This window comes from Rhizobium aouanii, from assembly GCF_037002925.1.
Taxonomy (GTDB): domain Bacteria; phylum Pseudomonadota; class Alphaproteobacteria; order Rhizobiales; family Rhizobiaceae; genus Rhizobium; species Rhizobium aouanii.
In genome coordinates, this window is the sequence record NZ_JBAMYD010000015.1 from 104,279 (window position 1) to 128,893 (window position 24,615).

20 protein-coding genes are annotated in these 24,615 nt (G+C 61.7%); 9 read left to right on the forward strand and 11 right to left on the reverse strand.

The genetic code is table 11. The features are described 5' to 3' along the window. Positions 1–145: 145 nt before the first annotated feature. Complete coding sequence (locus tag V8P77_RS24815; protein WP_335914630.1) at positions 146–2,080, reverse strand: methyl-accepting chemotaxis protein; 1,935 nt, start codon at positions 2,078–2,080, stop codon at positions 146–148. A 217-nt stretch (positions 2,081–2,297) separates the two neighbouring features. Continuing rightward, entirely contained in the window at positions 2,298–3,296 is a 999-nt protein-coding gene (locus V8P77_RS24820) for a DUF4424 domain-containing protein (protein WP_335914631.1), read from the reverse strand. A gap of 89 nt (positions 3,297–3,385) precedes the next feature. On the opposite strand from V8P77_RS24820, the gene V8P77_RS24825 reads away from it, so the two are divergent. The 3 genes from V8P77_RS24825 to V8P77_RS24835 are packed head-to-tail and all read left to right on the forward strand — an operon-like array spanning position 3,386 to position 6,431. Beyond that, a complete protein-coding gene (locus tag V8P77_RS24825) occupies positions 3,386–4,171 on the forward strand; it encodes a TlyA family RNA methyltransferase (protein WP_373694606.1) in 786 nt (261 codons plus the stop codon). After that, positions 4,168–5,418 (forward strand): class I SAM-dependent RNA methyltransferase, encoded by a 1,251-nt coding sequence (locus tag V8P77_RS24830; protein WP_335914633.1) that lies wholly within the window; start codon positions 4,168–4,170, stop codon positions 5,416–5,418. Before V8P77_RS24825 ends, V8P77_RS24830 begins: the two co-directional genes overlap by 4 nt. 2 nt (positions 5,419–5,420) lie before the next feature. Continuing rightward, on the forward strand, positions 5,421–6,431 hold the full coding sequence (locus tag V8P77_RS24835) for an MBL fold metallo-hydrolase (RefSeq protein WP_335914634.1): 1,011 nt from the start codon (positions 5,421–5,423) through the stop codon (positions 6,429–6,431). Positions 6,432–6,491: 60 nt separating this feature from the next. On the opposite strand, the gene V8P77_RS24840 is transcribed toward V8P77_RS24835, so the two are convergent. Together V8P77_RS24840 and V8P77_RS24845 are read right to left on the reverse strand one after the other, a co-directional pair. After that, positions 6,492–7,247, reverse strand: a complete 756-nt coding sequence (locus tag V8P77_RS24840) for a crotonase/enoyl-CoA hydratase family protein (RefSeq protein ID WP_335914635.1) — start codon at positions 7,245–7,247, stop codon at positions 6,492–6,494. 9 nt (positions 7,248–7,256) lie between these two features. Beyond that, positions 7,257–9,035 (reverse strand): acyl-CoA dehydrogenase family protein, encoded by a 1,779-nt coding sequence (locus V8P77_RS24845; protein ID WP_335914636.1) that lies wholly within the window; start codon positions 9,033–9,035, stop codon positions 7,257–7,259. A gap of 314 nt (positions 9,036–9,349) precedes the next feature. Here V8P77_RS24845 and V8P77_RS24850 point away from each other — a divergent pair, with 314 nt between their 5' ends. Next, positions 9,350–10,345 carry a transporter gene (locus V8P77_RS24850; protein ID WP_335914637.1) on the forward strand — a complete coding sequence of 332 codons (996 nt, stop codon included), beginning with the start codon at positions 9,350–9,352 and terminating at the stop codon, positions 10,343–10,345. 184 nt (positions 10,346–10,529) lie between these two features. On the opposite strand, the gene V8P77_RS24855 is transcribed toward V8P77_RS24850, so the two are convergent. After that, positions 10,530–10,997: a BA14K family protein gene (locus V8P77_RS24855; RefSeq protein WP_025393412.1), complete on the reverse strand. Its 468-nt coding sequence runs from the start codon at positions 10,995–10,997 to the stop codon at positions 10,530–10,532. A 219-nt stretch (positions 10,998–11,216) separates the two neighbouring features. Continuing rightward, on the reverse strand, positions 11,217–12,461 hold the full coding sequence (locus tag V8P77_RS24860; protein ID WP_335914638.1) for an aromatic ring-hydroxylating oxygenase subunit alpha: 1,245 nt from the start codon (positions 12,459–12,461) through the stop codon (positions 11,217–11,219). Between the two features lie 418 nt (positions 12,462–12,879). Between V8P77_RS24860 and V8P77_RS24865 the strand changes: the two genes are divergently transcribed. From V8P77_RS24865 to V8P77_RS24875, 3 genes are read left to right on the forward strand one after another with little or no spacing between them, the layout of a single operon-like run. Continuing rightward, entirely contained in the window at positions 12,880–13,488 is a 609-nt protein-coding gene (locus V8P77_RS24865) for a DUF6656 family protein (RefSeq protein WP_163875265.1), read from the forward strand. A 59-nt stretch (positions 13,489–13,547) separates the two neighbouring features. Beyond that, positions 13,548–14,522: an L-threonylcarbamoyladenylate synthase gene (locus V8P77_RS24870; RefSeq protein ID WP_335914639.1), complete on the forward strand. Its 975-nt coding sequence runs from the start codon at positions 13,548–13,550 to the stop codon at positions 14,520–14,522. A gap of 33 nt (positions 14,523–14,555) precedes the next feature. Further along, positions 14,556–15,992: an FAD-binding oxidoreductase gene (locus V8P77_RS24875; RefSeq protein WP_335914640.1), complete on the forward strand. Its 1,437-nt coding sequence runs from the start codon at positions 14,556–14,558 to the stop codon at positions 15,990–15,992. Between the two features lie 257 nt (positions 15,993–16,249). On the opposite strand, the gene V8P77_RS24880 is transcribed toward V8P77_RS24875, so the two are convergent. From V8P77_RS24880 to V8P77_RS24890, 3 genes are all read right to left on the reverse strand, one after another. Continuing rightward, on the reverse strand, positions 16,250–17,113 hold the full coding sequence (locus tag V8P77_RS24880) for an IS4 family transposase (RefSeq protein WP_335914641.1): 864 nt from the start codon (positions 17,111–17,113) through the stop codon (positions 16,250–16,252). Positions 17,114–17,149: 36 nt separating this feature from the next. After that, positions 17,150–17,455: a hypothetical protein gene (locus V8P77_RS24885; protein WP_335914642.1), complete on the reverse strand. Its 306-nt coding sequence runs from the start codon at positions 17,453–17,455 to the stop codon at positions 17,150–17,152. A 123-nt stretch (positions 17,456–17,578) separates the two neighbouring features. Beyond that, positions 17,579–20,908, reverse strand: coding sequence for a DUF1217 domain-containing protein (locus V8P77_RS24890; RefSeq protein ID WP_335914643.1), 3,330 nt, complete (start codon positions 20,906–20,908; stop codon positions 17,579–17,581). 300 nt (positions 20,909–21,208) lie between these two features. On the opposite strand from V8P77_RS24890, the gene V8P77_RS24895 reads away from it, so the two are divergent. Beyond that, positions 21,209–21,775: a DUF6101 family protein gene (locus tag V8P77_RS24895; RefSeq protein ID WP_017990459.1), complete on the forward strand. Its 567-nt coding sequence runs from the start codon at positions 21,209–21,211 to the stop codon at positions 21,773–21,775. Positions 21,776–21,936: 161 nt separating this feature from the next. On the opposite strand, the gene V8P77_RS24900 is transcribed toward V8P77_RS24895, so the two are convergent. Next, positions 21,937–22,398 carry an Lrp/AsnC family transcriptional regulator gene (locus tag V8P77_RS24900; RefSeq protein WP_335914644.1) on the reverse strand — a complete coding sequence of 154 codons (462 nt, stop codon included), beginning with the start codon at positions 22,396–22,398 and terminating at the stop codon, positions 21,937–21,939. Positions 22,399–22,487: 89 nt separating this feature from the next. Between V8P77_RS24900 and V8P77_RS24905 the strand changes: the two genes are divergently transcribed. Next, positions 22,488–23,465 carry a threonine ammonia-lyase gene (locus V8P77_RS24905; protein ID WP_335914645.1) on the forward strand — a complete coding sequence of 326 codons (978 nt, stop codon included), beginning with the start codon at positions 22,488–22,490 and terminating at the stop codon, positions 23,463–23,465. A gap of 118 nt (positions 23,466–23,583) precedes the next feature. Here V8P77_RS24905 and ubiA read toward each other — a convergent pair whose 3' ends face one another. After that, positions 23,584–24,543, reverse strand: a complete 960-nt coding sequence (gene ubiA / locus V8P77_RS24910; protein WP_335914646.1) for a 4-hydroxybenzoate octaprenyltransferase — start codon at positions 24,541–24,543, stop codon at positions 23,584–23,586. Positions 24,544–24,615 lie beyond the last annotated feature (72 nt).

Below are 24,615 nucleotides of genomic sequence, written 5' to 3' on the forward strand. Positions count from 1 at the left end.
GCACGTCCCCTCGCCCCGTTTACGGGGAGAGGGTTAGGGTGAGGGGCAGCCACTTGCTCCCACCTATGCAGATCCTCTCAATAAAAAAGGGCGGCGCATCACTGCACCGCCCTCTTCATTTAGCGTCCCCAAGAAGGGCTTGCTCTCAGAACTCCGTCCAGTCTTCCTTCACGGCCGCAGCACTCGCCTGTCTTCCGCCGAAGGCCCTGGCGACGGTGCGGGTCAGGGCGTGGGCCGGGGAGGCGACCGGGCGGGAGCTCGTGCCGGCAACGCTTGCGCGCGGCGCCGGCGCCGTCTGGCCGAGCTTGAACTGACGCAGCAATTCTTCGAGGGCGTTTGCCTCCTGGGCGAGCGCATGGCTTGCTGCGGTCTGCTCTTCGACCATCGCGGCGTTCTGTTGCGTGCCCTGGTCCATGTTGTTGACGGCGGTGTTGATCTCCTGCAGGCCGATCGACTGTTCGCGCGTGGCGGTGACGATGGCGCTGACGTGGTGGTTGATCTCCTGCACCTCGGAGACGATGACCTCCAGCGCCTTGCCGGTCTCGCCGACGAGGCCGACGCCGGCAACGACTTGTTCGCCCGAGGTGGTGATCAGCGCCTTGATCTCCTTGGCGGCCTTGGCCGAGCGCTGGGCGAGTTCGCGCACTTCCTGGGCGACGACCGCAAAGCCCTTGCCGGCATCGCCGGCGCGGGCGGCTTCGACACCCGCGTTCAAGGCCAAAAGATTGGTCTGGAAGGCGATGTCGTCGATGACGCCGATGATGTTGGAGATTTCGCCCGAGGACTTCTCGATCTGCTGCATGGCAGAGACGGCCTTGCGGACGACTTCGCCTGACTTTTCGGCGCCGAGGCGGGCGCGCTCGACGAGATTGCCGACATCCTCGGCGCGCTTGGCGCTGTCGCGGACGGTGGTCGTCACTTCCTCGAGCGCTGCGGCGGTCTGTTCGACGGCGGCAGCCTGCTGCTCGGTGCGGTGGGCCAGATCGTCGGCAGCGGAGCGGATTTCGCCGGCGCCGGCGTTGATCGCCGAGGCGTTGCGGCCGACCGATTGCAGTGCCGCCTGCAGCTTTTCGACGGCGTGGTTGAAGTCGTTGCGCAGGCTGTCATATTGCGAGGCGAACGGCGTCTGGATACGACCGGCCATATCGCCATTGGCAAGTTCGGCAAGGCCGCCCGCCAAAGCGTCGATCGCGTAGCGGATCTCGCCTTCCTCGCGCGCCTTCTGCTCATCAGCCGCCCGGCGCTGGCGCTCGGCGTCGTCGCGCATGCGGTCGGTCTCGCCGGCAAGGCGCAGCTTCTCGATCGCCGCCTGCTTGAAGACCAGGACCGACTGGGCCATGCGGCCGATTTCGTCGCCGCGCTCGGTTGCCGGAACCTCGATGTCGTTCTGACCGCCGGCAAGGCGATCCATGGCCGCGGTCATCCCGACGACCGGACGGACGATGGTGCGTGACATCAGCCAGGCGAGCATGGCGGCGGCGAGCGAGGCGACGATGCCGCCGGCAATGAGCGTCGTCTTCAGATGGCTGTTGGCATCGGCCCGGATGGCGGCGAGCGCATTCGACTTTTCACGCGCGGTGGCCTTGATCTTGGCCGAGGCCTGGCGGAAGCCGTCGAGCTGGCCCTTGGTGGCGTTGACGCCGATCTTGACGACCTCTGCGATCGGCATATCGGTTTCCTTGCGCGCCTTGGTCTGCGGCTCGGCAAGTTCATGGAAATAGAGATCGGCGGCCTTCTGCATGCCGTCGATCATCTCGACCAGCTGCGGCTCGCCGGCCGCTGTCTGCTTGGCGGCGGCAATCGCCTTCAGCATGCGCTCGCGGTTCGCGAAGACATCGCCATAGGTGCTGTCGCTGCGGAAGAGGATGAAGCCGCGCAGGTTGACGGCCTGTTCGAGCATTGCCTGCAGCGCATCGTCGATCTGGTTGACGAGCAGTTCGGATTTTTCCTGCTCGGCAGACGCTGCCGCGGAGGCCGTCGCCTTGGAATAGACAAAAGCGGAAACGGCGACGAAAATGAGAATGAGGGCTGCGAACGTGGCCGCAAGCTTACCGTTCAAGGAAATGTTTTTGGCGGACATCGGTGGTTTCTCCTGACGACAGTCGACGCGGCGAGAGGCAGGTCGCGCGAGACGCAACCGCCGGGATGTTTGAAGCTGAACATGATCGGCGTGGAAAAACTTGCGCCGTCATGGCGCCGAGCGGCTCGGATGAACCGCTGCAATCAAGCCGACCCTATCCGGGGAGGCTTTAAATTTGTTTAAATTGGTGCAGCGCAGCAGCAGCCGAACCTGCGGATTATTGTGCCGTTTCCGGAGGATTGAGGATCAGGATGTCTAAATCCTTTGAGGGATCGAAATCCTCGGCCGTCATTCGGAAGGTCGTCGGGCCGATCTTCTGAACATTGCTGCCGCAGAAGCTGATAAGGCTGCTGGGCTTGCCCTTGTCGATCGTCAGCTGGAAGCGCTTGATCGGCCCCGCCCAGTTGGCGCCGGTCGACAGCACATAGGAGATCCAGCTTTCGGTGTAGTTGGCGCCGCCGGTCTCGGCTTCCCGCGCACGCTGCTGAGCAACCCTGACGAAGTCTCCGTCGAGGCAGTATTTGCGGGAATATTCCTCGAAACGCTCACCCTTCGGCTCACCGCCTTCGAGAAAACTGATGGCGACGGTGCCGCCGACTGCCGGCTTGTAGCGATGCTGGACGCTGACTTTCTTTTTTGCCGGAAAGGTGGTGCGCCACCAATAGGTCGAGCGCAGCGTCCAGAGCGGCACGAGGTCGACCCCGGCAGCATCGCCTGCGCCCATGGGATAGACGATACCGCGGGCGATCCAGTCCTTGCGGACGGTTTCGGGAAGTTTGGCCAGCGCCTCGGTGGTCTTCTGGCTGTAGGGCAGGACGGGAATGCCCTGCTTGGCGAGCTCCTCGGTCACGTCGATGCCGAGCGAGACGACACGCTGCTGCAGCTTGGCGGTGATTGGACTGCCATCCTGCACGGTGGAGAAATGCAGGAAATTGTCGCTGTCATAATCGGAGATGGCGGAATTGTTGTCGACCTGGCCAGTGATGTCGGGCATCGGGAAGGCGACCAGGCTCTCGACGTCCTTGTCGGAGCTGTTTTCGAAGACATAGTCGACACGCACTTCCGAAGCGGAGATGAAGAGATCCTCTTCCGCCATGCTGACATCGTCGGATTGGGCAAAGATCAGCCCGCCGGTCTTGATCTCGGCCAGAGTATCATTCGCCAGCGCGGGCGATGCGATCCCCGCGGCGATAAGAAGAGTGAAGAGCTTCAGCATAGAGCACCCCCATGCGGCCCGCCCCGCGATCGCCGCGGCAGGATTATCGCCGAAAGCTTTCGAGGGTCAATGACGGTCTTGGGAACAAAATGCTTGCAACCGGCAGCTTTGCCGGTCATGCACAGCCGATGTCAGATCAAAACACCCAACGCCTCGACCAACTTCTCGTCTCTCTCGGCCTCTTTGCCAGTCGTTCACGCGCCCGCGACGCCGTGCAGCGCGGCACCGTCAGGATCGGCGGCCAGGTGGTCACGAAGGCCGGCGCGCTGTTTGGCGCAGACGCGTCGATCGAGATCGACGATCCGGCGCAGGACTACGTCTCGCGCGCCGCACTGAAGCTTGCCGCCGCACTCGACAATTTCCGGCTCGATCCTGCCGGCCATCACTGTCTCGATGTCGGCGCTTCCACCGGCGGCTTCACCGAGGTGCTGCTGCAGCGCGGCGCCGCGCATGTCACCGCGGTCGATGTCGGCCATGGGCAGATGCATCCGCGCATATCAGGCGATCCGCGCGTGACCAACAGAGAGGGCCTCAACGCCCGCAACCTGACGGCAGAGGATATCGAGCATCCCGCGACCTTCATCGTTTCCGACGTCTCCTTCATCACGCTGAGACTGGCGCTCGCGCCGGCCCTTGAGATCGCCGAACCCGGCGCTGTCGCCGTGCTGCTGGTCAAGCCGCAGTTCGAGGCCGGCCGCGAGGCGATCGGCAAGGGCGGGATGCTGAAGGACCCCTCGTCTGCTCCCGCCGTTGCTGCAGAACTGGAGCGCTGGTTCGTCGAGGACATGGGCTGGAAAAGTCTCGGCCTCATCCCCTCCCCGATTTCCGGCGGCGATGGCAATCAGGAATTTCTTCTGGCAGGATTGAAACCGTGAGCACCGAAAGCGTCACGATCGAGAAGCTCGGCGCCCAGGGCGACGGCATCGCCAGCAGCGCCGGCGGACCTGTTTATGTACCCTTTTCCCTGCCTGGGGAAACGGTGGCGATTGCCCGCGTCAAGAGCCAGGGCACGATCATGTCGATCACGACGCCCTCGCCCGACCGGCAGGAGCCGCCCTGCCGGCATTTCGGCCCGGATGGCGTCAACGGCACCTGCGGCGGTTGCACGCTGCAGCATATGGCAGATGCGCCCTACCGCGCCTTCAAGCGACAGTTGGTCATCGATGCGCTGAAATCGAAGGGGCTGACGCCTAACGTCGGCGAGATCGTTCCGGCCGGGCCGGGTGAACGGCGGCGTGTCGTGTTTGCGGCGCGCAAGACCGAGAAGGACATGCTAATCGGCTTCAACCAGGCCGAAAGCCACCATATCGTCGCCATCGAGGAATGTCCGATCTCGTCGGCAGGGATCATTGCCCGGCTGCCGGCGATCAGGGCGATTGCGGCATCGCTGGCGACCAGCGCCGAACCCTTCCGCGTTTCGGTGCTCGAAACGCTTTCCGGGCTCGACATATCAGTCGACGAGGTGAAGAAACTCTCCGACCCGCAGCGGCGCAAGGCAATCGAGACCGCGCTCAGCCTGCGCGGCATCGCCCGTGTTTCGCTGAACGGCGAAATCCTCGTCGAGCCGTCGAAGCCGATGGTCGAATTCGGCGGGGTCCAGGTTTCACCGCCGCCGGGCGGCTTCACCCAGGCAACCAAGCCCGCGGAAGAGGCGATGGCCGAACTGGTCACCGCCCATGTCGGCAAGTCGAAGCGGATCGCCGATCTCTTTGCCGGCGCCGGCACGTTTTCGCTGCGGCTGGCGCGGATCGGCCGCGTGCACGCCGTCGAAGCCGAGGCAAAGGTGCTCGCAGCCCTCGATCATGCCGCCCGCAACACGCAAGGGCTGAAGCCGGTCACCATCGAAAAGCGCGATCTCTTTCGCCGTCCCCTGATGACGCAGGAGTTCAAGCCCTATGACGCCGTCGTCTTCGATCCGCCGCGCGCCGGTGCCGAGTTCCAGTGCCAGGAGCTTGCCCGCTCAGGCGTGAAGAAGATCGTGGCCGTCAGCTGCAATCCGCTGACGCTAGCGCGGGATCTCGCGATCCTTGTCGAGGGCGGCTACCGCATCACCGGGGTAACGCCGATCGACCAGTTCCTCTGGACCTCGCATGTCGAGGTGGTGGCGACGCTGGAGAAATAGGCGTGCCTGTCGGAAAGACCAAAAGACGCAACCCCTACTATAACGGCCCAGTGTCCGATCACTTCGACGGCACACATTTCTTCAATCCCGAAGGTATTGAGCCCCTTGGTTTCCGCGACCTGATGCGCTGGCAATTCGGCGGTGGCCGAGAGCGTTGGCCGAGGTCGGTCCCAAGTCCTTACGCGATGGCCAAGCCCGATCCACACGTCGACGGCGAGGATCTAAGGGTGACCATGGTTGGCCATGCAACAATGCTCGTGCAGGTCGCCGGGCTCAATATCCTCACCGACCCGGTATGGTCGGAGCGCGCGAGTCCCTTCGCTTTTGCCGGACCCAGGCGCGTCGTCCCACCGGGCATCGCGTTCGATGATTTGCCGCCGATTGATCTCGTGCTGGTATCGCACAATCATTATGATCATCTCGATATCGCAACACTCAGGCGGTTGGGTGCGAAGCATCGGCCGCGTGTCGTGACGCCACTTGGCAATGACACGATCATACGGCGTGCCGTGCCCGATATAGAGACGACATCTATGGACTGGGGCGAGCGCATTTCGCACGCCGGAATAAGCATCGATGCCGAGCCTGCACATCATTGGTCGGCCCGCGGAACCGCCGATCGCCGGATGGCACTCTGGGCGTCGTTCGTTTTGTCGACTCCCGCCGGAAAAATTTATCACGTCGGAGATACGGGTTTTCACCACGGCATCAATTACAAAGCGGCACAGCAGAAGCATGGCGGCTTCCGTCTGGCCATTTTACCCTTCGGCGCCTACGAGCCGCGCTGGTTCATGAAAGGGCAGCACCAGAATCCGCAGGAGGCAGTGATCGGGATGACGTTGGCAAATGCGGCCTATGTGGCCGGGCATCACTTCGCCACGTTCCAACTGACAAACGAAGCGGTCGATGCGCCGGCGAGAGCGTTGCAAGACGCAATGCGCGAGCATGATATTCCCCCGGAACGGTTCCGGCCGCTCAGGGCCGGCGAGGTATTCGACGTGCCGGCGGTCTAATCGCTATCCGTTTGCTCCGGGTGTTGGTGTCGATCGCCGCGAAGCGATGCCAGGCGGCGCTCAGCGGCGCATGAAGGCCTCGAAGGCCGCCCGGGCCTCGGCGCTTTTCAGCCGCGCGGAAAAATAGCGGGCCTCCTCGTCGATGCGGGCGATGATCTCGCCACGATCGCCGCGAATGAGATCGCGGGCGATGCGCAGCGCCTCCGGCGGCTTGGCGGCGAGCTTTGCGGCGAGGCCAAGCGTCAGTGAATCGACCTCGCCTGGCTCGACGACCTTCCAGACCAGGCCGGCTTCCTTGGCTTCCTCGGCCGAGAATGCTTCGCCGGCTGCAAGCATGGCGAAGGCGCGCTGATGACCCATCAGGCGCGGCGCTACGAGGCTGGAAGCCGCCTCCGGCACCAGCGCCAGATCGACGAAAGGAGTGCGAAACTGGCTGCGGCTGGAGGCTATGGTCAGGTCGCAATGGAGATGGATCGTCGTGCCGATGCCGATCGCCAGACCGTCGACGCCGGAGACGACGGGTTTCTCGGCGTTCACCAGCGAATAGAGGAAATCGAGGATCTCCTGGCCGAGGCCGCCGCCGCCGATTGCAGCAGCGAGAAAATCGTTCATGTCGTTGCCGGCCGAAAAGCAGCCTTCGGTGCCGAGCAAAGCGGTGGCGCGGATGCCGGGATTCGTGTTGGCTGCATTCAGCGCATCGGCCATGGTTTGGTACATGGCGCGGGTGATGGCGTTTTTCTTCTCCGGCCGGTTGAAGCGGATCAACTGGACGCCGGGATGGGCGGAAGGCTGCTCGACGATGATGTGATCGGTCATAAGGTCTCCTCAGGCAAGCAGGATGCGGGCGGCGGCAAGGCTTGCCGCCCCATTGACGACCCGGTCGCGAAGGGCTGCGGTCTCGGCAAGCAGGTTTTCGGCGGCGAAGCGGCAGAGCGCGATGCGGCTTTCATCTGCACCATCGGCACTTTCGGCGAGACCGCCCTTGGCAAGATAACAGCCGGTGAGCACCAGACCGAACAGGCGCTGATAGGGGGTGGCACCGGAGAGCGCCTCGGCGGCCTTGTCATCGGCAAGTGTTTTGATCAGCCAGGCGGTCGCCTGTTCGAGATCGACGATCGCAGTGTCGAGCCGCACAGCGGTCTCGCCGAAACCATTGAGATTGGAGCGGCGGACGCCATCGGCGATCTGCTTAAGCTCGGCGATGAAGCCCCTGACCTGATCACCGCCGGAGAGCGGCAGCTTGCGGGTGACGAGGTCGATCGCCTGGATACCATTGGTGCCCTCGTAGATCGGGGCAATACGGGCATCGCGGAGATAGCGCGCCGCACCCGTCTCCTCGATAAAACCCATGCCGCCATGCACCTGGATGCCGAGCGAGGCGACGTCGACGCCGGCATCGGTCGAAAAGGATTTGGCGATCGGCGTCAAAAGGGCAGCGCGCTCCTGCCAGTGGCGACTGATATCGCCGGCCCGATGGGACATGTCGATCGCATGGGCGCAGGCATAGGAGATGGCGCGCGCCCCTTGCGTCAGCGCCTTCATGGTGAGGAGCATGCGGGCGACATCGGGATGTTCGACGATCGGGCTCATGCCGGCGCCGCTCGAGCCCGGCGCCCTGCCCTGCGTGCGTTCCCTGGCATAGGCGAGCGCCTTCTGGGTGGCGGCCTCGGCGATCGCCACGCCCTGCATGCCGACGGCGAGGCGGGCATTGTTCATCATCGTGAACATGCAGGCCAGTCCCTTGTTTTCCTCGCCGACCAGCCATCCCACGGCGCCCTTTTCACCGCCGAATTTTCCGTCGCCGTAGATCATCGTGCAGGTCGGCGAGCCATGGATGCCGAGCTTGTGCTCCAGCGAATGGCAGAACAGATCGTTGCGGGGCCCAAGCGAACCGTCGTCGTTCACCAGGAACTTCGGCACCAGGAAGAGCGAGATGCCGCGTGTGCCGGCCGGCGCTTCCGGCAGACGGGCCAGCACCAGGTGGATGATATTGTCGGCCGCGTCATGCTCACCCCAGGTGATGAAGATCTTCTGGCCGAAAAGGCGGTAGCTGCCGTCGTCGCGGCGCTCGGCGCGGGCTTTCAGCACGCCGAGATCGGAGCCGGCATGCGGCTCGGTCAGGTTCATGGTGCCGGTCCATTCGCCGGAGACCATCCTCTCCAGATATGTGTCTTTCAGCGCAGCACTGCCATGGACGCTGACCGCCTCGATGGCGCCCATCGTCAGGGTCGGGGCGAGTGCGAAGGCCATGGAACCGGAATTCCACATTTCGAGCGCTGCGACATTCAGCATATGCGGCAAGGCCTGGCCGCCGAAAGCCTCGGGCGCCGTCAAGCCGTTCCAGCCGCCGGCGATCCAATGGCGGTAGAGTTCACGCCAGCCATCCGGCAGCCTGACCTCGCCATCGATCAGGCGGGCGCCTTGGCGGTCGCCGATTTCGGCAAGCGGGGCCACTTCCTCTGTGGCAAAACGCCCCGCCTCGGCGAGGATGGCGTCGACGAGATCCTCGCCGAGATCGCCGAGAAGCCCTTTTGAAATCGCCTCGCCCATGCCCGCTACATGCTTCAGCGTGAATGCGATTTCCTCGACGGGCGCCTTGTACATGGTTTTTCCTCCGCAGACCGGCCTCGCGCGCGGCAAAGCCCCTCCGGGGCAAGGGCTAATTGATTTTTACGTAAACGTCAATTTCGATTTCTTCAGTGGTCATGCGATAGTTTGGCTGGAGGTGTCGCTTTGCTCTTGCACCGTCGGCCAAATGGACGTCATGGACAAACTCTAAAGCGCGTCGCGATCTTTCAGATTCGCTCGTCGCGCTTTAGATCTTTGTTTTTGCGCATGTCGTCAGCGCAAAACCGCTGCACACTTTTGCGCGACATACTTTAAGGGAAGACATCGCCTTCGCAAAGGATCGGCGAATAATGGACACATTGCCCGTCAACATACCAGGTTTCGTCTGGGGCTATCGCTTCTCGCCGGATGAAAAGACCGCGGTGCGGCTGAACAACAGTGCGACGGTGGCGGAACTGACCGCCGATAACTGTTTCTACTGGTTGCACCTCAACCTTGTCGACGCCCGCGTGCCGGCCTTGCTCGATACGCTGGAGGGGCTGACGGAGGATGCGAAATCGGCGCTGACGACGCGGGATACGCATGCGGCCATCACCGTCGACGAGCAGATGCTTTATGGCACGCTCGTCGATTGCCAGCGCGAGTTCGCCGAGGATACAAACAATCTCGGCTGGCTGCATTTCGCCATGTCCGACCGCTTCCTCATCACCACAAGGCTGCAGCCGCTGCGCAGCGTCGAACGGGCACGCGCGCTGATCGAGAAGAATCCGGGCAAATTCTCGCGGCCGGTCGATCTGTTCGAACTGCTGGTGACCGAATTCCAGCGCACGCTGATTGCAATCGTCATCGAGCTCACCGAAGAACTGAACCAGATCGAGGATATTGTTTACGACAGTGCGCAGCGCGATGAACGGCGGCGCCTGGCGCCGGTGCGGCGCACCGTGGTCCGGCTGCATCGGCACCTGCGCACGGTGCTGGCGCTGATGCGCCGGGCGGCGGCGGCCGACGACGACGAGATGCCCTTCGGCTTCGACGATGTGGCGCGGCGGCTTACCGGCCGGCTGGAAACAGTCGACCACGATATCTATGCGCTGCAGGACCGGGCACGCCTGCTGCACGAAGAAATCGATTCGAAACAGTCCTCCGAAACCAACCGTCACCTCTATCTGCTGTCGATCATGACGGCCTTCCTGCTGCCGCCGACCCTGGTGACCGGTTTCTTCGGCATGAACACGGCAAACCTGCCCTTCGCCGTCGGCGATTACGGCACGGAATACGCCGTCGTCCTCATCCTCGCCTCCGTTGCCCTTGCCTGGTGGTTGCTGAGGCGGGTGAATATTCTTTGAGGGTGAAAGGCCGGGCATTCTGAGGGCGCGCAGCCCCTCATCCGGCTGCCGCCACCTTCTCCCCGCCTGCGGGGAGAAGGGGATGTGCCGCCACCTCTCCGTCTCCCGCGAAACTCTCGCATGGCACGTCCCCTCTCCCCGTTTTTACGGGGAGAGGGTTAGGGTGAGGGGCAGATGTTTTCGATCAATATGGCGAATAGCACTGCTGGCGCGGGCCGTTATAGGGCTGGAACGTGTTGTCGTAGGCGCGGTAGGACCGGTAACGGTTGGCGCACCAGGCGACGTGGCTCGAACCCATGCGGGGCGCAGGTGCGACGTAACGCGGCTGTGCGGCAATCGCGCCGCCGATGACCGCGCCGGCGCCGAAGGCGGCGAGCGGATACCAGTAGCCGTTATAGCGGCGGTATCCCGGGCGGTAATAGGAATATCCGCGATAGCCACCGTAATAGCCGGGCCGGTAGTAGGCGCCGGGACGATAGCCAGGCCGGTAACCGGGGCGATAATAGCGGCGGTACTGCACGTTCTCGACGGCGGAGGATTTTTCCACCTGCGGGGCGGTGGGCATCTGGATTGCCTGCGACGGCGCAAAGCCCGTCAGCACCACGGCGGCCGCCAGAATTGCGGTCGCGATCTTGTTACTCAAACCGAACATTCTTCTCTCCCATTCAACAGCGATAACCGCCTGCTCAGCAACGCTTTCGTGCCGGAATGGTTCCGAAAGCGGCCGGGGCCAGCTGCTTTCGTATGTGTACAGAAATCGATCTGAACCGGGCATTAACCGGGAGGCCGATGATGTCGCCCGGAACGCACTTCAGTCCTTTGTTCATGCATGCCGTTATCCCGGAACCGTAACAGTTCCGGGCTACATGCATTAGGCCACGGCGGAAATTTTCGCCTGGTCACCCTGCAGACGGTTCACCATGAAGTTCGAATACCATTCGAGGAACTGCATGACGCCGCCTTCATGCAGGGAAGAATAGGGGCCCGGCTCATAGGCGGGCGAGTGAATGCCGAAGGCGTTTTCCTCGACGATGCGGCGATCCTGATCGTTGGTCTCGGTCCAGACGTGGGTCAGCTCCTCCAGATTGTAATCCACGCCTTCGACGGCGTCCTTGTGGACGATCCACTTGGTCGTCACCGCCGTCTCGTTGGCGCTGAGCGGCAGCACGCGGAAGGAGATGGCGTGGTCGCCGAGCAGGTGGTTCCACGTCGTCGGGTAATGGAAGAGCAGCATGGTGCCGATATGGCTGATCGAGATATCGTCGGAGAGCGGGCGCTTGACTGCACTCTTGCCCGACATGGTGTAGCTTTCGGCATCCTCGATCAACGGCATGCGGGCGGTGCGGAACTGACCGTCCGGCGAAATCTGGAACTTGCTCGGCAGGCCGGCGGCCTCACAGCGCGCCCAATGGCCGGCGATCTCCGGATCGTCGGCGCCGCCATCCGTGCCGGTGACACTCGGGGCTTCGGGATAGGTGCGGCAGAGCTCGGGGTGGTTGGCGGCGCAGTGATAGCACTCGCGGTTGTTTTCCCAGACAAGCTTCCAGTTGCCCTTCTCGATGATCGTGCTCTGGAAGGCGACCTTGCTCTCGCTGATCCGGTGCGGCGCGACATAGGGTTCGATCTTGTCGCGCACCGGCTGGAAATCGGGGGCAGTGTTGGCAAGGCAGATGAAGACATAGCCTGCGACGATTTCGCAATGGACGGGCTTCAGGTTGAAGCCTGTCTTGTCGAAATCATCGCCCATGTGGCGGGCGAAGGCGAGCTTGCCTTCGAGATCGTAGGTCCACTGATGATAGGGGCAGACGAGACGCACGGAGGAGCCGTGCTCCTTGGTGCAGACGCGCGAGCCGCGATGGCGACAGCTGTTGTGGAAGGCGCGGATGACATTGTCGCGGCCACGGACGATGACGACAGGATAGCTGCCGATCTGGACGGTGAAATAGGCGCCAGGCTTCGGCAGCTCGCAATCATGGCCGATGAACAGCCAGTCGCGATAATAGATCATCTCCATGTCGAGCTGGAAATAATCCTCGTCGATATAGAACGGCTGTTCGAGGCTGAAGCCCTCACGGCGGCCCTTGAGCTGACGCAAAACGTTGCTGCGAATATCCATCTTCATGTCCTCGTGCACCCGGCTGCCGCCCTTCCGGCAAGAAGGTCGGCGGAAGCGCGCCCGCTTCCTTCTCCTTCGGGAGAATTGTTCATGGCGTCATTTAAACACCGAGCATGGCTGCCGCTTGGTTGTAATGCGACATCGGCTTCGAAATTGACGACAGGATGCGGCAAGCCGCAAGCTGCCGATCCCAGTCGATGACATCGCCCGACTCTCCGCGCAATTATGGTCAATTGCGACATGGCGTAAAGACCCGCTCCGCAAAGAGGTCTGCTGCCGAGATCGACCGCCATCGCGTTTGCGACATCTGCCGGCATTTGCCCTTCCGCCGGCCGGCTGCGAGACTATTTTTTAACATCGCCTTAAGCATGCGGTCCTATCCTCCTGGTGATCACCGACCGACCGAAGAACGCGAACCATGGCTAAACTCCGTTATTTCGACGCGAAAGATGCGAGCAGACCGCAAGAGCCGCAGCTGATTGCCGCCCATTCCGAATTCCTGCGCACCGGCCGCATCCCACGCGAGCGGCGGCATTGGCTGGCAGAGGAAAAGCGATATTTCACCCATGACGAGGTCGCCGCAAAGACCGGCCGCAAGCTGCAGGTGGCCGGCGAAAAAACGCATCAGAACATCAACGGCTTTCACCATTCGATCCAGTTTCCGAAGATGATCTTCCACCGGACGCTGCAGGATAGCCCGCATCTCGGCTATTGCCACGTCACCGCCGCACGGACGAAGTTCGCCCGCTACGAGGAGGTGAGCTGGGCCTTCTACATCGCCAATTTTTACTCCGACATCGGCGACAACGACAACTTCTTTGAGCGCATCGACGTCGGTTATTCCCGCATGTATTTCGCCGTCGCCATCAAACCCGGCGAGGACTCCGCGGAAAAGATGACCATCGACCGGTCGGTGCGCGGCAACGGCCTGCTTTTCCGCACCCACGACCCGCAGGCGGCGATCCGCAACATCCTGCTGCTCGGCGCCCGCAACGAACAGCTGCGCGAAATCATCCGGCAGCTCTAAAGCGATTGATCGCAGGCGGCGGAAAGCCTAATGACTGCCGGGACGAACACGGGCAGGACATGGCACGCACGATCGATATCACGGCAGACAGGCAGGCAGCGCTCGAGGCGGCCTCAGCCGCTCTTGCCGACGGCTTTGCCATCGCCATCCCGACGGAGACCGTCTACGGCCTTGCCGCCGACGCCACCAATCCCTTAGCCATCGCCCGCATCTACGAGACAAAGGGACGGCCGCGCTTCAACCCGCTGATCTGCCATATGGCCGACCTCGCGATGGCCGAGGAACATGCCGAGTTCGACCCGGTCTCGCGGGCGCTCGCCAGAGCCTTTTGGCCCGGCCCGCTGACCCTCGTGCTGCCGCTGAAGCCTCAGAGCTCGATCCATTCGCTGGCGACCGCCGGGCTCGACAGCGTCGGCATCCGCGTGCCGAAGGGTTTCGCAGGCGCGTTGATCGGCGCCTTCGGACGGCCGCTCGCGGCCCCCAGCGCCAATACCTCGGGCGGGGTCAGCGCCACGAGTGCCGCCCATGTCGAAGCCGATCTCGGAGCGAAAATCCCGTTGATCCTCGACGCAGGCCCGAGTGCTGTCGGCGTCGAATCGACGATCGTCAAGACAGAGGTCGGCCAACTCAGGCTGCTGCGGCCGGGTGGACTGGCGGCGCGCGAGATCGAGCGCATCGCAGGCCAACCGCTGCTGCGGGCGAAAACGGCATCGGCGGCCATCGAGGCGCCGGGCATGCTCGCCTCGCATTACGCGCCGGGTGCTTCCGTGCGCCTCAATGCGACGGCAGTCGAACCCGGAGAAGCGCTGATCGCCTTCGGCAGCGTTGCGGTCTCGGGCGCGGACAGTGCACGGATCGTCCTTGATCTCAGCCCGCGCGGCGACCTTGCAGAGGCCGCCGCCAATCTTTTCGACTATATGAAGCGGGCCGATGCCAGCGGCGCCCAGAGCATCGCCTTTTCGCCGATTCCCGAGGACGGGCTGGGCGAGGCAATCAACGATCGCCTGCAGCGGGCAGCCGCACCCCGCGACTGAAAAACCGTGCATCACGATGGAGAATCGAGCCCGATGAGCAATTCCAGCATTTCCACCGAACTCCTCGATCGCTTCGCGGCCATCGTCGGCGAAAAATACGCGCTGCGTAGCGAGGCCGATCTTGCACCGCATCTGATCGAAAATCGCGGGCTCTATCACGGCTCCTCCCCTCTCCTCTTGAAACCCGGTTCGGTCGAAGAAGTCTCTGATATCATGAGGCTTGCAACGGAGACCGGAACGGCGATCGTGCCGCAGACCGGCAATACCGGCCTCGTCGGCGGCCAGACGCCGCGCCAGGGCAAGTCCGATATCATCCTGTCGCTCGAACGCATGAACAGGATCCGCGATGTCGATCCGGTGGCAAACGTGCTGGTGGCCGATGGCGGCGCCATACTGGCCGACGTGCAGAAGGCGGCCGAGGCGCATGGGCGGCTGTTTCCGCTGTCTCTCGGCGCCGAGGGCTCCTGCCGCATCGGCGGCAACCTTTCCACCAATGCCGGCGGCACGGCGGTGCTTGCCTATGGCAATATACGTCAGCTCTGCCTCGGCCTTGAAGTGGTGCTGCCGACCGGCGAGATCTGGGATGGCTTACGCCGCCTGAAGAAGGACAATACCGGCTACGACCTGCGCGACCTCTTCATCGGCGCCGAAGGCACGCTCGGCATCATCACCGGCGCGGTGCTGAAGCTCTTTCCCCAGCCGCTCGGCCATCAGGTCGCCTTCGCCGGCCTGAATTCGGTGGCGGACGCCCTTGCCCTCTTCAACCTGGCCTCCAGCCTCTGCGGCGCCTCGCTCACCGGTTTCGAGCTGATGCCGCGTTTCGGTGTCGAGATCACCGCCCGCCATATCGACGGCGTGCGCGATCCGCTGGAAACGGCGTATCCCTGGTACGTGCTGATCGACATTTCGACATCGGATTCGGCCGAGACGGCGGAACGGATGATGAGTGGCGTGCTGGAACAGGGTTTCGAGGCCGGGCTGGTGCTGGATGCCGCAATCGCCTCATCGGTAGCGCAGCAGAAAGCCCTCTGGCACATGCGCGAGAGCATGTCGGATGCCCAGAAGCCGGAAGGCGGCTCGATCAAGCACGATGTTTCCGTGCCCGTGTCGAAGATCCCGCATTTCATGGCCGAGGCCGAAGAAGCGGTGATGGCGGCGATGCCCGGCGCCCGCATCTGCGCCTTCGGCCATATGGGCGACGGCAATATCCATTACAATATTTCCCAGCCGCTCGGCGCCGACAAGGACGCCTTCATTGCCCGCTGGCATGAGATGAACCATATCGTCCATGGACTGGTGCTTGCCCATGGCGGCTCGATCTCGGCCGAGCACGGCATCGGCCAGTTGAAGCGCGACGAACTGGCGGCGATCCGCCCGGCGATCGAAATCGAGCTGATGCGCCGCATCAAGCGCGCCTTCGACCCTGCCGATATCATGAACCCGGGAAAAGTGGTCAGCCTTGATCCGTGAGGTTGAGCGATCAGGGAGATCGCCGACGTTTGCCCCTCATCCGCCTGCCGGCACCTTCTCCCCGTAAACGGGGCGAAGGGGATATGCCGCACCCTCTCTGTCCCCACTAACCTTTCGCGGGACACGTCCCCTCGCCCCGTTTACGGGGAGAGGGTTAGGGTCATATGCGCTAGGTTAGGCGGGTGTGTAGATCGTCGCATTGTTTTCGGCGTCGTCGCGGCGGCTCGCAGAGGTGGCGACGACTTCGTGTGAAGAGGTTACAGACGGCCTGCCACAGAAGTGGTCCGCGGATGGCGGCGCAAATGGTGGTCAGGGCTATCTTCATGAGACGCCAGCGCGAGGGACTTGCCCGTGGGGTTGCCGCGTCCAGAGGGGGAAGAGTCCGGGACTTGCCCGGCAATCTGTTCGGCGATGATGGCGACGATCAGCCTGGCGTAGAGCCATGCCCGGGCCAGTTCAGGCTTCTTGGCTGGCAAGCTGTCGAGACCGGCCAAGCTCTTGAACCGTTTGAACGCCAGCTCGATTTGCCAGCGGAAGCGATAGAGGGCGAGGATATCGGCCGGTGCAAAGGTGGCGGTCGGCAGCGAAGTCAGCAGGAGAATGTACTTCGCCGCCTCGAGACTGCGCGGATCGGGTTTTTTGCCGCGCTTGCGGGCGGCTTTGAGTAGACGCTCCTGCTCGGCTTGGGCCTGTTGCGGATCCTTGCGCCGGACAATGAGGCGCAGGACCAGCGGCGGTGGTGGCGGCGTCCCCGTTATGCCTTCGTGGACACGAACCTGCACCTCGCCTTCCTGCTCTTGCTGAGCGGCGAGCGCGGCAAACAGATCAAAGGGCTCGCCATTCGTCTGCAACAGGCGCAACGAGTTCCAGCCGGTCCGCACGATGAAGTCTGCACCGGCATCGATCACCGGCCGTAGATCGCGCGGCCTTGCATAGTAGCGATCGGCCAGCACGATATCGCCGGGTGCGTAGGTAAGGCGCTGAAGGTTTTCGGCACCATGGATGTCGGTCAGCTCAAGCTGATCGACCTGAGCTGTTGCCAGATCGTAGCCGACATGCAACCGCCATGTCGTGCGGTCAGCGCCCGGATGGCAGATCGACGTTCCATCGAGCACACGCAAGCGATACCCCGCAAAGCGCCCCGCCGGCGCTTTGGCCTATTCGGCAATCAGCGCCGCCACGATGTCGCCAAGCCAAGGCGCCGCTTTGCACAGCCGCTCGAGCAGCGATGGGTCTGACAAACGGGCGATCCCGCCCGCTTCGGCCCATGCACAGGTCTCGCGTAGCGACATGCCAAGGCCGCCATAGGCAAGCGCCAGCCGCAACAGCGTCTCGGCATTCTTGATTTCCCGCACCCGTGTAAAAGCACCGCGCAACCGCGCCGTTGCTTCCAAGTCAAAACCCGCCGGAAGCCGCTCGCGCACTTCCGGCCAATGATCCAAAATCTCAGGACGAATCTTCATCCAAAGCTTGAATCACAACCAGATTCCTTATGTCCAGGGCTAAACCTAGCGCATATGAGGGTTAGGGTGAGGGGCGGACATCCGCGTCAACCGCTGCGCGCTTTGCTGGAATTGCCATCAGGCCTACTGCGTACCGCCGTTGGTCAGGATCATCAGCGCCGGCGACTGCTGGGCGGCGTTCTGGACGTCGTACATCGCGGTGAACCGGCGCAGCAGCTTGTCGACCTTCTTCGGATCCTGAAGATCCTCGAGCTTGACGAAGCGGTTGATGAGATCGGCCTGCTTGGCGACATCCATGCCGGAGATCTGCGACGGCAGGCTGTAGGCTGTGGTGATGACCTGATACAGCGCCTTGTCGCCGAGGATCCCATAGATCGAAGTGATGCTCGAGGCCTTGCGGCTAAAATAGAGCGCCAGGCGGACGCCGTCATTGCTTTCGCCCTCCTGGTTCTCCATCGTCTGCCTGATGTAGAGCTCCTGCGTATGTTCCTCGGCCGCCTTGTTCTGGATGGTGCCGATCTTGGCGCGGGTCAGATTGCCGTCCTTGTCGAAATTGAAGGCGGCGACGATGTCCTTGAATCTCGCATCGGCGGTGGCGTTGAGATAGCTCTTCTTGTCGTCGGGATCGGACGTGAAGATCTTCTTCAGCGTCGCCTGGTCGTAATCCTTCGGATCAAGGTTGTTCGCCTTCAGCACCAGGTCGGTCAGGCGGCTGTCGTCGAGGAAATCGTCGAGCGACTTCACCTTCGCCATGCTCTTGGCGAAATAATCGACTTCGGCCGTAGCGTCCTTCGCCGCCTTGTCCTTTACCGGACCGTCCTTCATCAGCATGGTGATATGCGATCTATAGTCGGTGGCATATTTGGCCATGGTCGCGTCGGGCAGCGCCTGGAAGGGTGATGCCGCCTTGCCGTCGGGGCCGAAGTTGAAGGCGCGGGCAAGGTTGGTGATGCGTTCATCCTTGAGCGAGGCGACATAGCCGTTCGGATCATAGGCATCGCTGGTCAGGATCTTGCGCATCATCGAACGCGATACGTCCTGGTCGGTCAGGCCGAAAGCCTGCAGCGCCACATGGAAGAGATCCGGTAGATTGTCGTTGCTCTTGCTGAAATCGGCCGCCGAATTGCTGCGCAGGAAATCATTGACGCTCTCGACGTCGGAGAAATTCAGCAGGCTGCTGCTGTCGGCCATAAGCTTCTGGTAGTTGGATGCGACCTCGTCGATCGCCTCGTCGCGTTCGTCGTCGTAACGCGCCGCATAATTGTCGTTGGTGGTCTGTGCCTGATCGGCCGTCTGGACCGAGCTGACGACAGGAAGCGATCCGTCGGCGGCGAAGTTGAAGTCGGCATTGAGATCGGTGTGGCCGGCTGCGGCAGCGGCCGTCGCATCGGTCAGGATGCTCTTCAGATCGGCGTCGGAAATATTGAACGGCAGATTGTAGGTGCTCTTCAGGAAATTGGTGATGGCGTCATCGGCAAGCAGATCATCAACATTGCTGATGGTTGACATCCTGGCGGAATAATCATCCGTGCGCGCCGCGCCGGCAAATTTCGTGCTGCTGATCTGGGTTGCCGTCTGCGCAGCCATCCCGTCCTCAAGCGTGCCGTCCGCCTTGAAGTTGAAGGCGGCGGCAACGTCGGCATAGGTGCCGGTGCCGCTCTGGTCAGTCAGGATGGCGCGAAGCGCGACGTCGGTGACGGTCGACGGGATGCCGTAGGCGTTGCGCACGAAATTGTTCAGCTTCTGGTCGACCAGCAACTGATCGACGTTTGCGATGCCGGCGATGGTCGACTGGTAGTAAACTGCCGCATCGTCGGCCTTGCCGGCGGTGCTGGCACTTTGCGTCGCTGTCTGCGAGGCGTAAAGGGTCGCGATCGAACCGTCCGATTTGAAATTGAAGAGGTCGTGAACGTCGCTGTAGCCCTGGGCGCTGGCAGCCGTGCGATCGACGAGGAAAGTCCTCAATGTCGCATCCGAGACGCTGTCGGCGATCTGCATGCTGTTTCTGATATAGCTGACCGCAACGGCATCCGACATGATGTCGTCGACATTGGTGACGTTGCCGATCATGCTGTTGAAATGCGCTGCATTCGCCGCCGACCTGTCGGTGGTCGATTTCCGCTGCGCCGCCGTCTGGATCACGGAACCGTTGATCGAGCCGTCTGCCTGGAAATTGAAGTCGGCATTGAGATCCGCATGGCCTTGGGCCGAGGCATAGGCCGAATCCGTCAGGATATTCTTCAGATCGGCATTGCTGAAACTCGTGCCGAGACCATAGGCATCCTTGATGTAGCGCGCCAGCACACTATCGGCGAGCAGATCGTCGACATTGGTGATGGCGGTCGACTGCGAGGTGACGGTATAATAATTGTTCGTGCTCGATGCCGCCGACTTCAGTTTGTTTGCCTGATCGATCGACTGAACGCGCGCCGTGCTGGAGGTCGACCCGTCAGCCTTGAAGTTGAAAGCATTGTAAACATTGGTAAAACCCATCAACTGGGCGTAGCCGGGGTCAGTCAGCACCGTGCGCAGTGCTGCGGCGGTGAAATCGGCGCCCATGCTGTAAGCCGTCGTGATGTAAGAGGTCAGCCGCTTGTCGGCGACCAGATCGTCGACATTGGTGATCGTGCCGATCTTCGCCGTATAATAGGCCTTGTTGTAGTCCGCCGCCGTCTGGCCGACGTAATAGACGTCCGAACCGACCGAATTGTCGATGATGACCGATTGGGAATTCAGCGTGTAGGACTCGATGACCGAGGCCTTCTGCGCGGCGGTCTGGGCCGTGCCGGTGACGGTGCCGTCGGCGTTGAAGCTGAACTGGGCGGCAAGCGCCTTATATTTGTCGCCGCCCTGCGTATTGACGAAGCTTGTGGGGTCGCTGAGATCGCTGGTCAGCACCTGCCGCAGAAAATCCTTCGACGCATAGGTGGGATCGATGTTGAAGGTCTTCAGCACATAGGTGCGCAGCCGGTTGTTGTTGACCAGGTCGTCGACGCTCTGCACGCTATCGATATTGTTGCCGTAATAGGTGCTCTCGGCGCTCGCGGCCTTTTCGGCATCGGCGAAGGACTGCTTGTAGAGGCCGATGAGCTCGTCCTCCTGCGCATCCGTCTGCACGTCCTTCTCGGGCGCATTGAAATTGAAGGCGGCGGCGAATTCGCGGTAGCGCGTATCGGAGAGCTTGTTGGCGTAGCTGTCGGGATCGGTGAGATCGCTTTCCAGCACCTTCTTCATGAAGGCCTTGGCATAGGTCATGTCCTCGAGGCCATAGGCCTTCATCGCATAGCTGTAGAGCTTGTAGTCGCCGAGGAAGTCGTCGACATTGGTGACCTTGTTGATATGGTCGGCGTAATATTGGGCATCCTTCTTGACCGTCGTCTGCGACGCGACCTTGTTGAGGCTGGACGTCATGTCCCGCGACAGGATCGTGTAAGCGAGGGAAGCCGTGATCATGGAAAGCGCCCTTTTCGGCAAAATCTCTAAAAGAACGACGAAATGCTGGTGAGCACATTTTGCCATGGAAAGCTTACCTGAGGCTTACCTCAAGATGCATCACTTCGGGACACCACATCGTTCACCTTCCGGAAACCCTGCCGGATTCGGTTTTGATAACCATCAGAGGAGGCAAAGTTTTCTTAACCGCAATTTTTAAGCTGTACGGAAGGGCGGCTGCCTATTGTCGGCCATAGAGGACGAAAAGTCCCAAGGAGAAGACCGGAAATCGGCTCTCAGGTAAGACAAGGGTAGAATGAAATGAACAATCCCGTTATGAAGCCCGCCTGGGCTGGCACGACGTTACGCCTCGATCCGTCCCGCTTTCCCCAGCAGGTCAGCTACGCCATCCACGATTGTTCGGATGACGTCAATATCACCATAGACGAACGCGGTGCGGTCCTGCGCAAGGTCCTCCCCTCCAGCGGCCTGCCGCTCTCGATTGCGCTGCCGAAGCGCGTTTTCAAGGGCGTCGCCGCCCGCGCCATCGACCATGGCGACGGCGATGTCACCGTCACTCTCGAACTCCACCACGCCGATCCAGAGCTCTGCATTCCGCTGCTCGTCGCGCATGATCTCAGCGACATCGCTGCAGACTGGCGCAGCTGGTCGGAAGCCTTCCGCATTCCGATGCTGATGGTCGAGGCCGATGGCGTCGCCCGGCCGCTCGAAGACCACATCGGCGCCTTGCGCACCAGCGACCTTAAGCCGCGCCGCCGTCATTCCTACTTCGCCAATCGCCGCCCGCGCTTCCTGGTGCGCCGCACCACCGGCCGGCTGGGCGTCGCCATGAAGATCGAAGGCAAGGAAATCATCGCCCGCAACTGACCGAAATCGCGACACCGAACACATCATTGCCGGGCATTCTGCGCACTCACCTGTCGCGGAATGCCCGTTTTGCGACGCTGTCGAATTCGGCCGCAAACTGTCTCGATTGGCACTGCGGGATGAATTTTGGCAGGATCACTGCGTAGCCAGTAAAAAGCCTCTCATTCAAGGACGGAAAGTCCCAACCCGTGCTTGACCGTTTTGAGTGCGATCAGGCTCTTGTATTTTCGCACGAGCGCCTGTTGCTCGCCCATAAGCCGCTCAATGAAGGCATTGTATTCCTCAAGATTGCGGACGGCCACGAGCAGGACATAGTCCATGTCGCCGGTGACATACCAGCATGACTGAACTTCAGGCGCATGATCCAACCATCGCTGGAATTGCTCCAACGCGTGTCGATGTTCGTTCTGGATTTCGAGCTCAACCAAAACGGACAAGGTGCGATCAATGGCTTTCGGACTGACCACCGCCACGATCTTCTCGATGATCCCATCTTGCTTCAGTTTGCCGATGCGCCGTTCGACGGCCGAGGTAGAGAGATTGACCGCGTCAGCAATGACCTTGCCGGGAATGTCGGCATTCTCCTGCAGCATCGACAGAATGGTTCGATCAATATCGTCCACAGCGTATAACCAAGCTTATAAGCAGAAATTCCGCTATAAATTTGTCACAAGCGCGGTTTTTCCGCGCCGAAAATTACTATCATCTGCCCATGACAAAACAAACACCTCTTTCAGCCGCCAAAATCGACGATGCACGCAAAAAAATCGATCCGATTTTCCTGAACACCAATTTGCTGCGTGCCGATAGGCTCGCGCTGTCGCTCGTCGCCAAGGACGAAACGGAAAATCCGATTCGCAGCTTCAAGGGGCGCGGGACGGGATATTTTCTCGCCGATCTCGCTGGCGACAGAACTCCTCTGGTCACGGCATCAGCCGGGAACTTCGGCCAAGGGCTTGCTTACAATGCCGCGCGGCATGGGCGATCTCTGATCGTGTTCGCCAGTATCAGCGCCAATCCGTTGAAGATCGAAGCCATGCGCCGGTTTGGGGCAGAGGTCTTTCTCGCCGGAGAAGATTTTGACGCTGCAAAGGAAGCCGCCAAAATCTACGCCGCCGAACGGAAGCTGCAGTTCGTCGAGGACGGAGCGAGCGCCGCCATTGCGGAAGGGGCAGGAACGATTGCGGCGGAGCTGACTGAAGAGGTCGAAGATATCGACGCCGTTTTCATTCCGCTTGGCAACGGTGCCCTGGCGGCCGGAGTAGGATGCTGGTTCAAATCACGATCACCGCGAACAAGGGTCATCGCCGTCGCCGCAAAGGGTGCGCCTTGCATGGCCCTGTCCTACATTGCGGGCGACGTGATCTCGACGCCGAAGGCACGCACGATTGCCGATGGAATTGCTGTGCGGATTCCCGTCCCGTCGGCCGTCGGCTGGCTTCAAGACACGATCGATGACGTTGTTCTTGTGGACGACGATCAGCTTCTCGATGCAATGCGGTTTGCTCAAGACACATGGAAGCGTCTCGTCGAACCAGCCGGAGCAGCGGGGCTCGCAGCTATTCTTGCGCAGGCATCTGCCCTGAAAGGCTGCCGTGTAGCGACGATGTTGTGTGGTGCCAACCTCACGGATCAACAGATCAAGGCATGGCTTCCATCTGCCGCAAAGGACGACACGAATGCCAGCTAGACCAAATTCCTTTCGCAAACCCAGTCGCAAAGTCAGAGTTTTGCGACAGATCGTTGCGGCAGAAACTATTCCCCAATTCGGTTGAGGGCGGGCGCCCGCGCCCGGTTCATCGTCCCAATCAGGGAATGGCAAACAGCAGCGAGACGAAGAGGCCGAAGAAGATGATCAGGCCGACGCGGTTGTTCGATTTGAAGAGCGCCAGGCACTGGTCGGCATCGTTGATATCGAGCCGGATGATCTGCCAGGCGAACATGCCGGCGGCACCGAGCAAGGCGAGGAAAGCGATGAGGTTGGCGCCGGCGAGAACGAAAGCGATGAACATCAGCACCAGCGTCAGTCCATAAAGGCCGATCAGCCATTGCCGCGTCCTGTCGCCGAACAGGCGCGCGGTGGAGCGGACGCCGATCAACTCGTCATCCTCCTTGTCCTGATGCGCATAGATCGTGTCATAACCGATCGTCCAGGCGACGGAGGCGGCGTAGAGCAGGATGGCGGCAAAGGAGAGGCCGCCCAAAATCCCGGCCCAGCCCATCAGCGCGCCCCAGGAAAAGGCAAGTCCGAGGTAAAATTGCGGCCAGTCGGTGAAGCGTTTGGCAAAGGGATAAAACGCGACGATCCCGAGCGAGAGCACGCCGAGGAAGACGTTGAGCCAGTTGAACTGCAACAACACGATGAGGCCGACCAGCGCCTGCAGGCCGATGAAGATCTTCGCCCGGCGGCGCGTGACGCGGCCGGAGGGCAGCGGACGCGACCGCGTGCGGGCCACTTCCATATCGATCTCGTGGTCGACGAGATCGTTATAAGTGCAACCGGCGCCGCGCATGGCGACCGCGCCGATGAAATAAAGGAACAGGTGAGACACCAGCAGGCTACCGGAATAGAGCCCTTCACCGATCGCCGCATTGGAAGCAAGTGTCGCCGACCAGAAGCACGGCCACATCAAGAGCTGCCAGCCGATCGGGCGATCCCAGCGCGCCAGCTGCGCATAAGGCCAGAGCCATTGCGGCAGGATCCGGTAGACCCAGTTATCGGAAGGTGCGTCGGAAACGCGATCGTTGAAGTCGCCGGTATCGTGCATGCCGCCATCTAGCGGTGAGCCGCCGATCGGGTCAAGAAGCGATCACCGCACTGCCACCCGCACAATTCCTTA

What these genes read in the sequence shown, in the direction of transcription:
- V8P77_RS24825 (WP_373694606.1), top strand. Translation starts at nt 3,386, where the DNA reads ATGCTTGCAACCGGCAGCTTTGCCGGTCATGCACAGCCGATGTCAGAT.
- V8P77_RS24875 (WP_335914640.1), top strand. Translation starts at nt 14,556, where the DNA reads ATGAGCAATTCCAGCATTTCCACCGAACTCCTCGATCGCTTCGCGGCC.
- V8P77_RS24820 (WP_335914631.1), bottom strand. Translation starts at nt 3,296, where the DNA reads ATGCTGAAGCTCTTCACTCTTCTTATCGCCGCGGGGATCGCATCGCCC.
- V8P77_RS24895 (WP_017990459.1), top strand. Translation starts at nt 21,209, where the DNA reads ATGAACAATCCCGTTATGAAGCCCGCCTGGGCTGGCACGACGTTACGC.
- V8P77_RS24870 (WP_335914639.1), top strand. Translation starts at nt 13,548, where the DNA reads ATGGCACGCACGATCGATATCACGGCAGACAGGCAGGCAGCGCTCGAG.
- V8P77_RS24840 (WP_335914635.1), bottom strand. Translation starts at nt 7,247, where the DNA reads ATGACCGATCACATCATCGTCGAGCAGCCTTCCGCCCATCCCGGCGTC.
- ubiA (WP_335914646.1), bottom strand. Translation starts at nt 24,543, where the DNA reads ATGCACGATACCGGCGACTTCAACGATCGCGTTTCCGACGCACCTTCC.
- V8P77_RS24855 (WP_025393412.1), bottom strand. Translation starts at nt 10,997, where the DNA reads ATGTTCGGTTTGAGTAACAAGATCGCGACCGCAATTCTGGCGGCCGCC.
- V8P77_RS24845 (WP_335914636.1), bottom strand. Translation starts at nt 9,035, where the DNA reads ATGTACAAGGCGCCCGTCGAGGAAATCGCATTCACGCTGAAGCATGTA.
- V8P77_RS24885 (WP_335914642.1), bottom strand. Translation starts at nt 17,455, where the DNA reads ATGAAGATTCGTCCTGAGATTTTGGATCATTGGCCGGAAGTGCGCGAG.
- V8P77_RS24860 (WP_335914638.1), bottom strand. Translation starts at nt 12,461, where the DNA reads ATGGATATTCGCAGCAACGTTTTGCGTCAGCTCAAGGGCCGCCGTGAG.
- V8P77_RS24890 (WP_335914643.1), bottom strand. Translation starts at nt 20,908, where the DNA reads ATGATCACGGCTTCCCTCGCTTACACGATCCTGTCGCGGGACATGACG.
- V8P77_RS24905 (WP_335914645.1), top strand. Translation starts at nt 22,488, where the DNA reads ATGACAAAACAAACACCTCTTTCAGCCGCCAAAATCGACGATGCACGC.
- V8P77_RS24850 (WP_335914637.1), top strand. Translation starts at nt 9,350, where the DNA reads ATGGACACATTGCCCGTCAACATACCAGGTTTCGTCTGGGGCTATCGC.
- V8P77_RS24865 (WP_163875265.1), top strand. Translation starts at nt 12,880, where the DNA reads ATGGCTAAACTCCGTTATTTCGACGCGAAAGATGCGAGCAGACCGCAA.
- V8P77_RS24815 (WP_335914630.1), bottom strand. Translation starts at nt 2,080, where the DNA reads ATGTCCGCCAAAAACATTTCCTTGAACGGTAAGCTTGCGGCCACGTTC.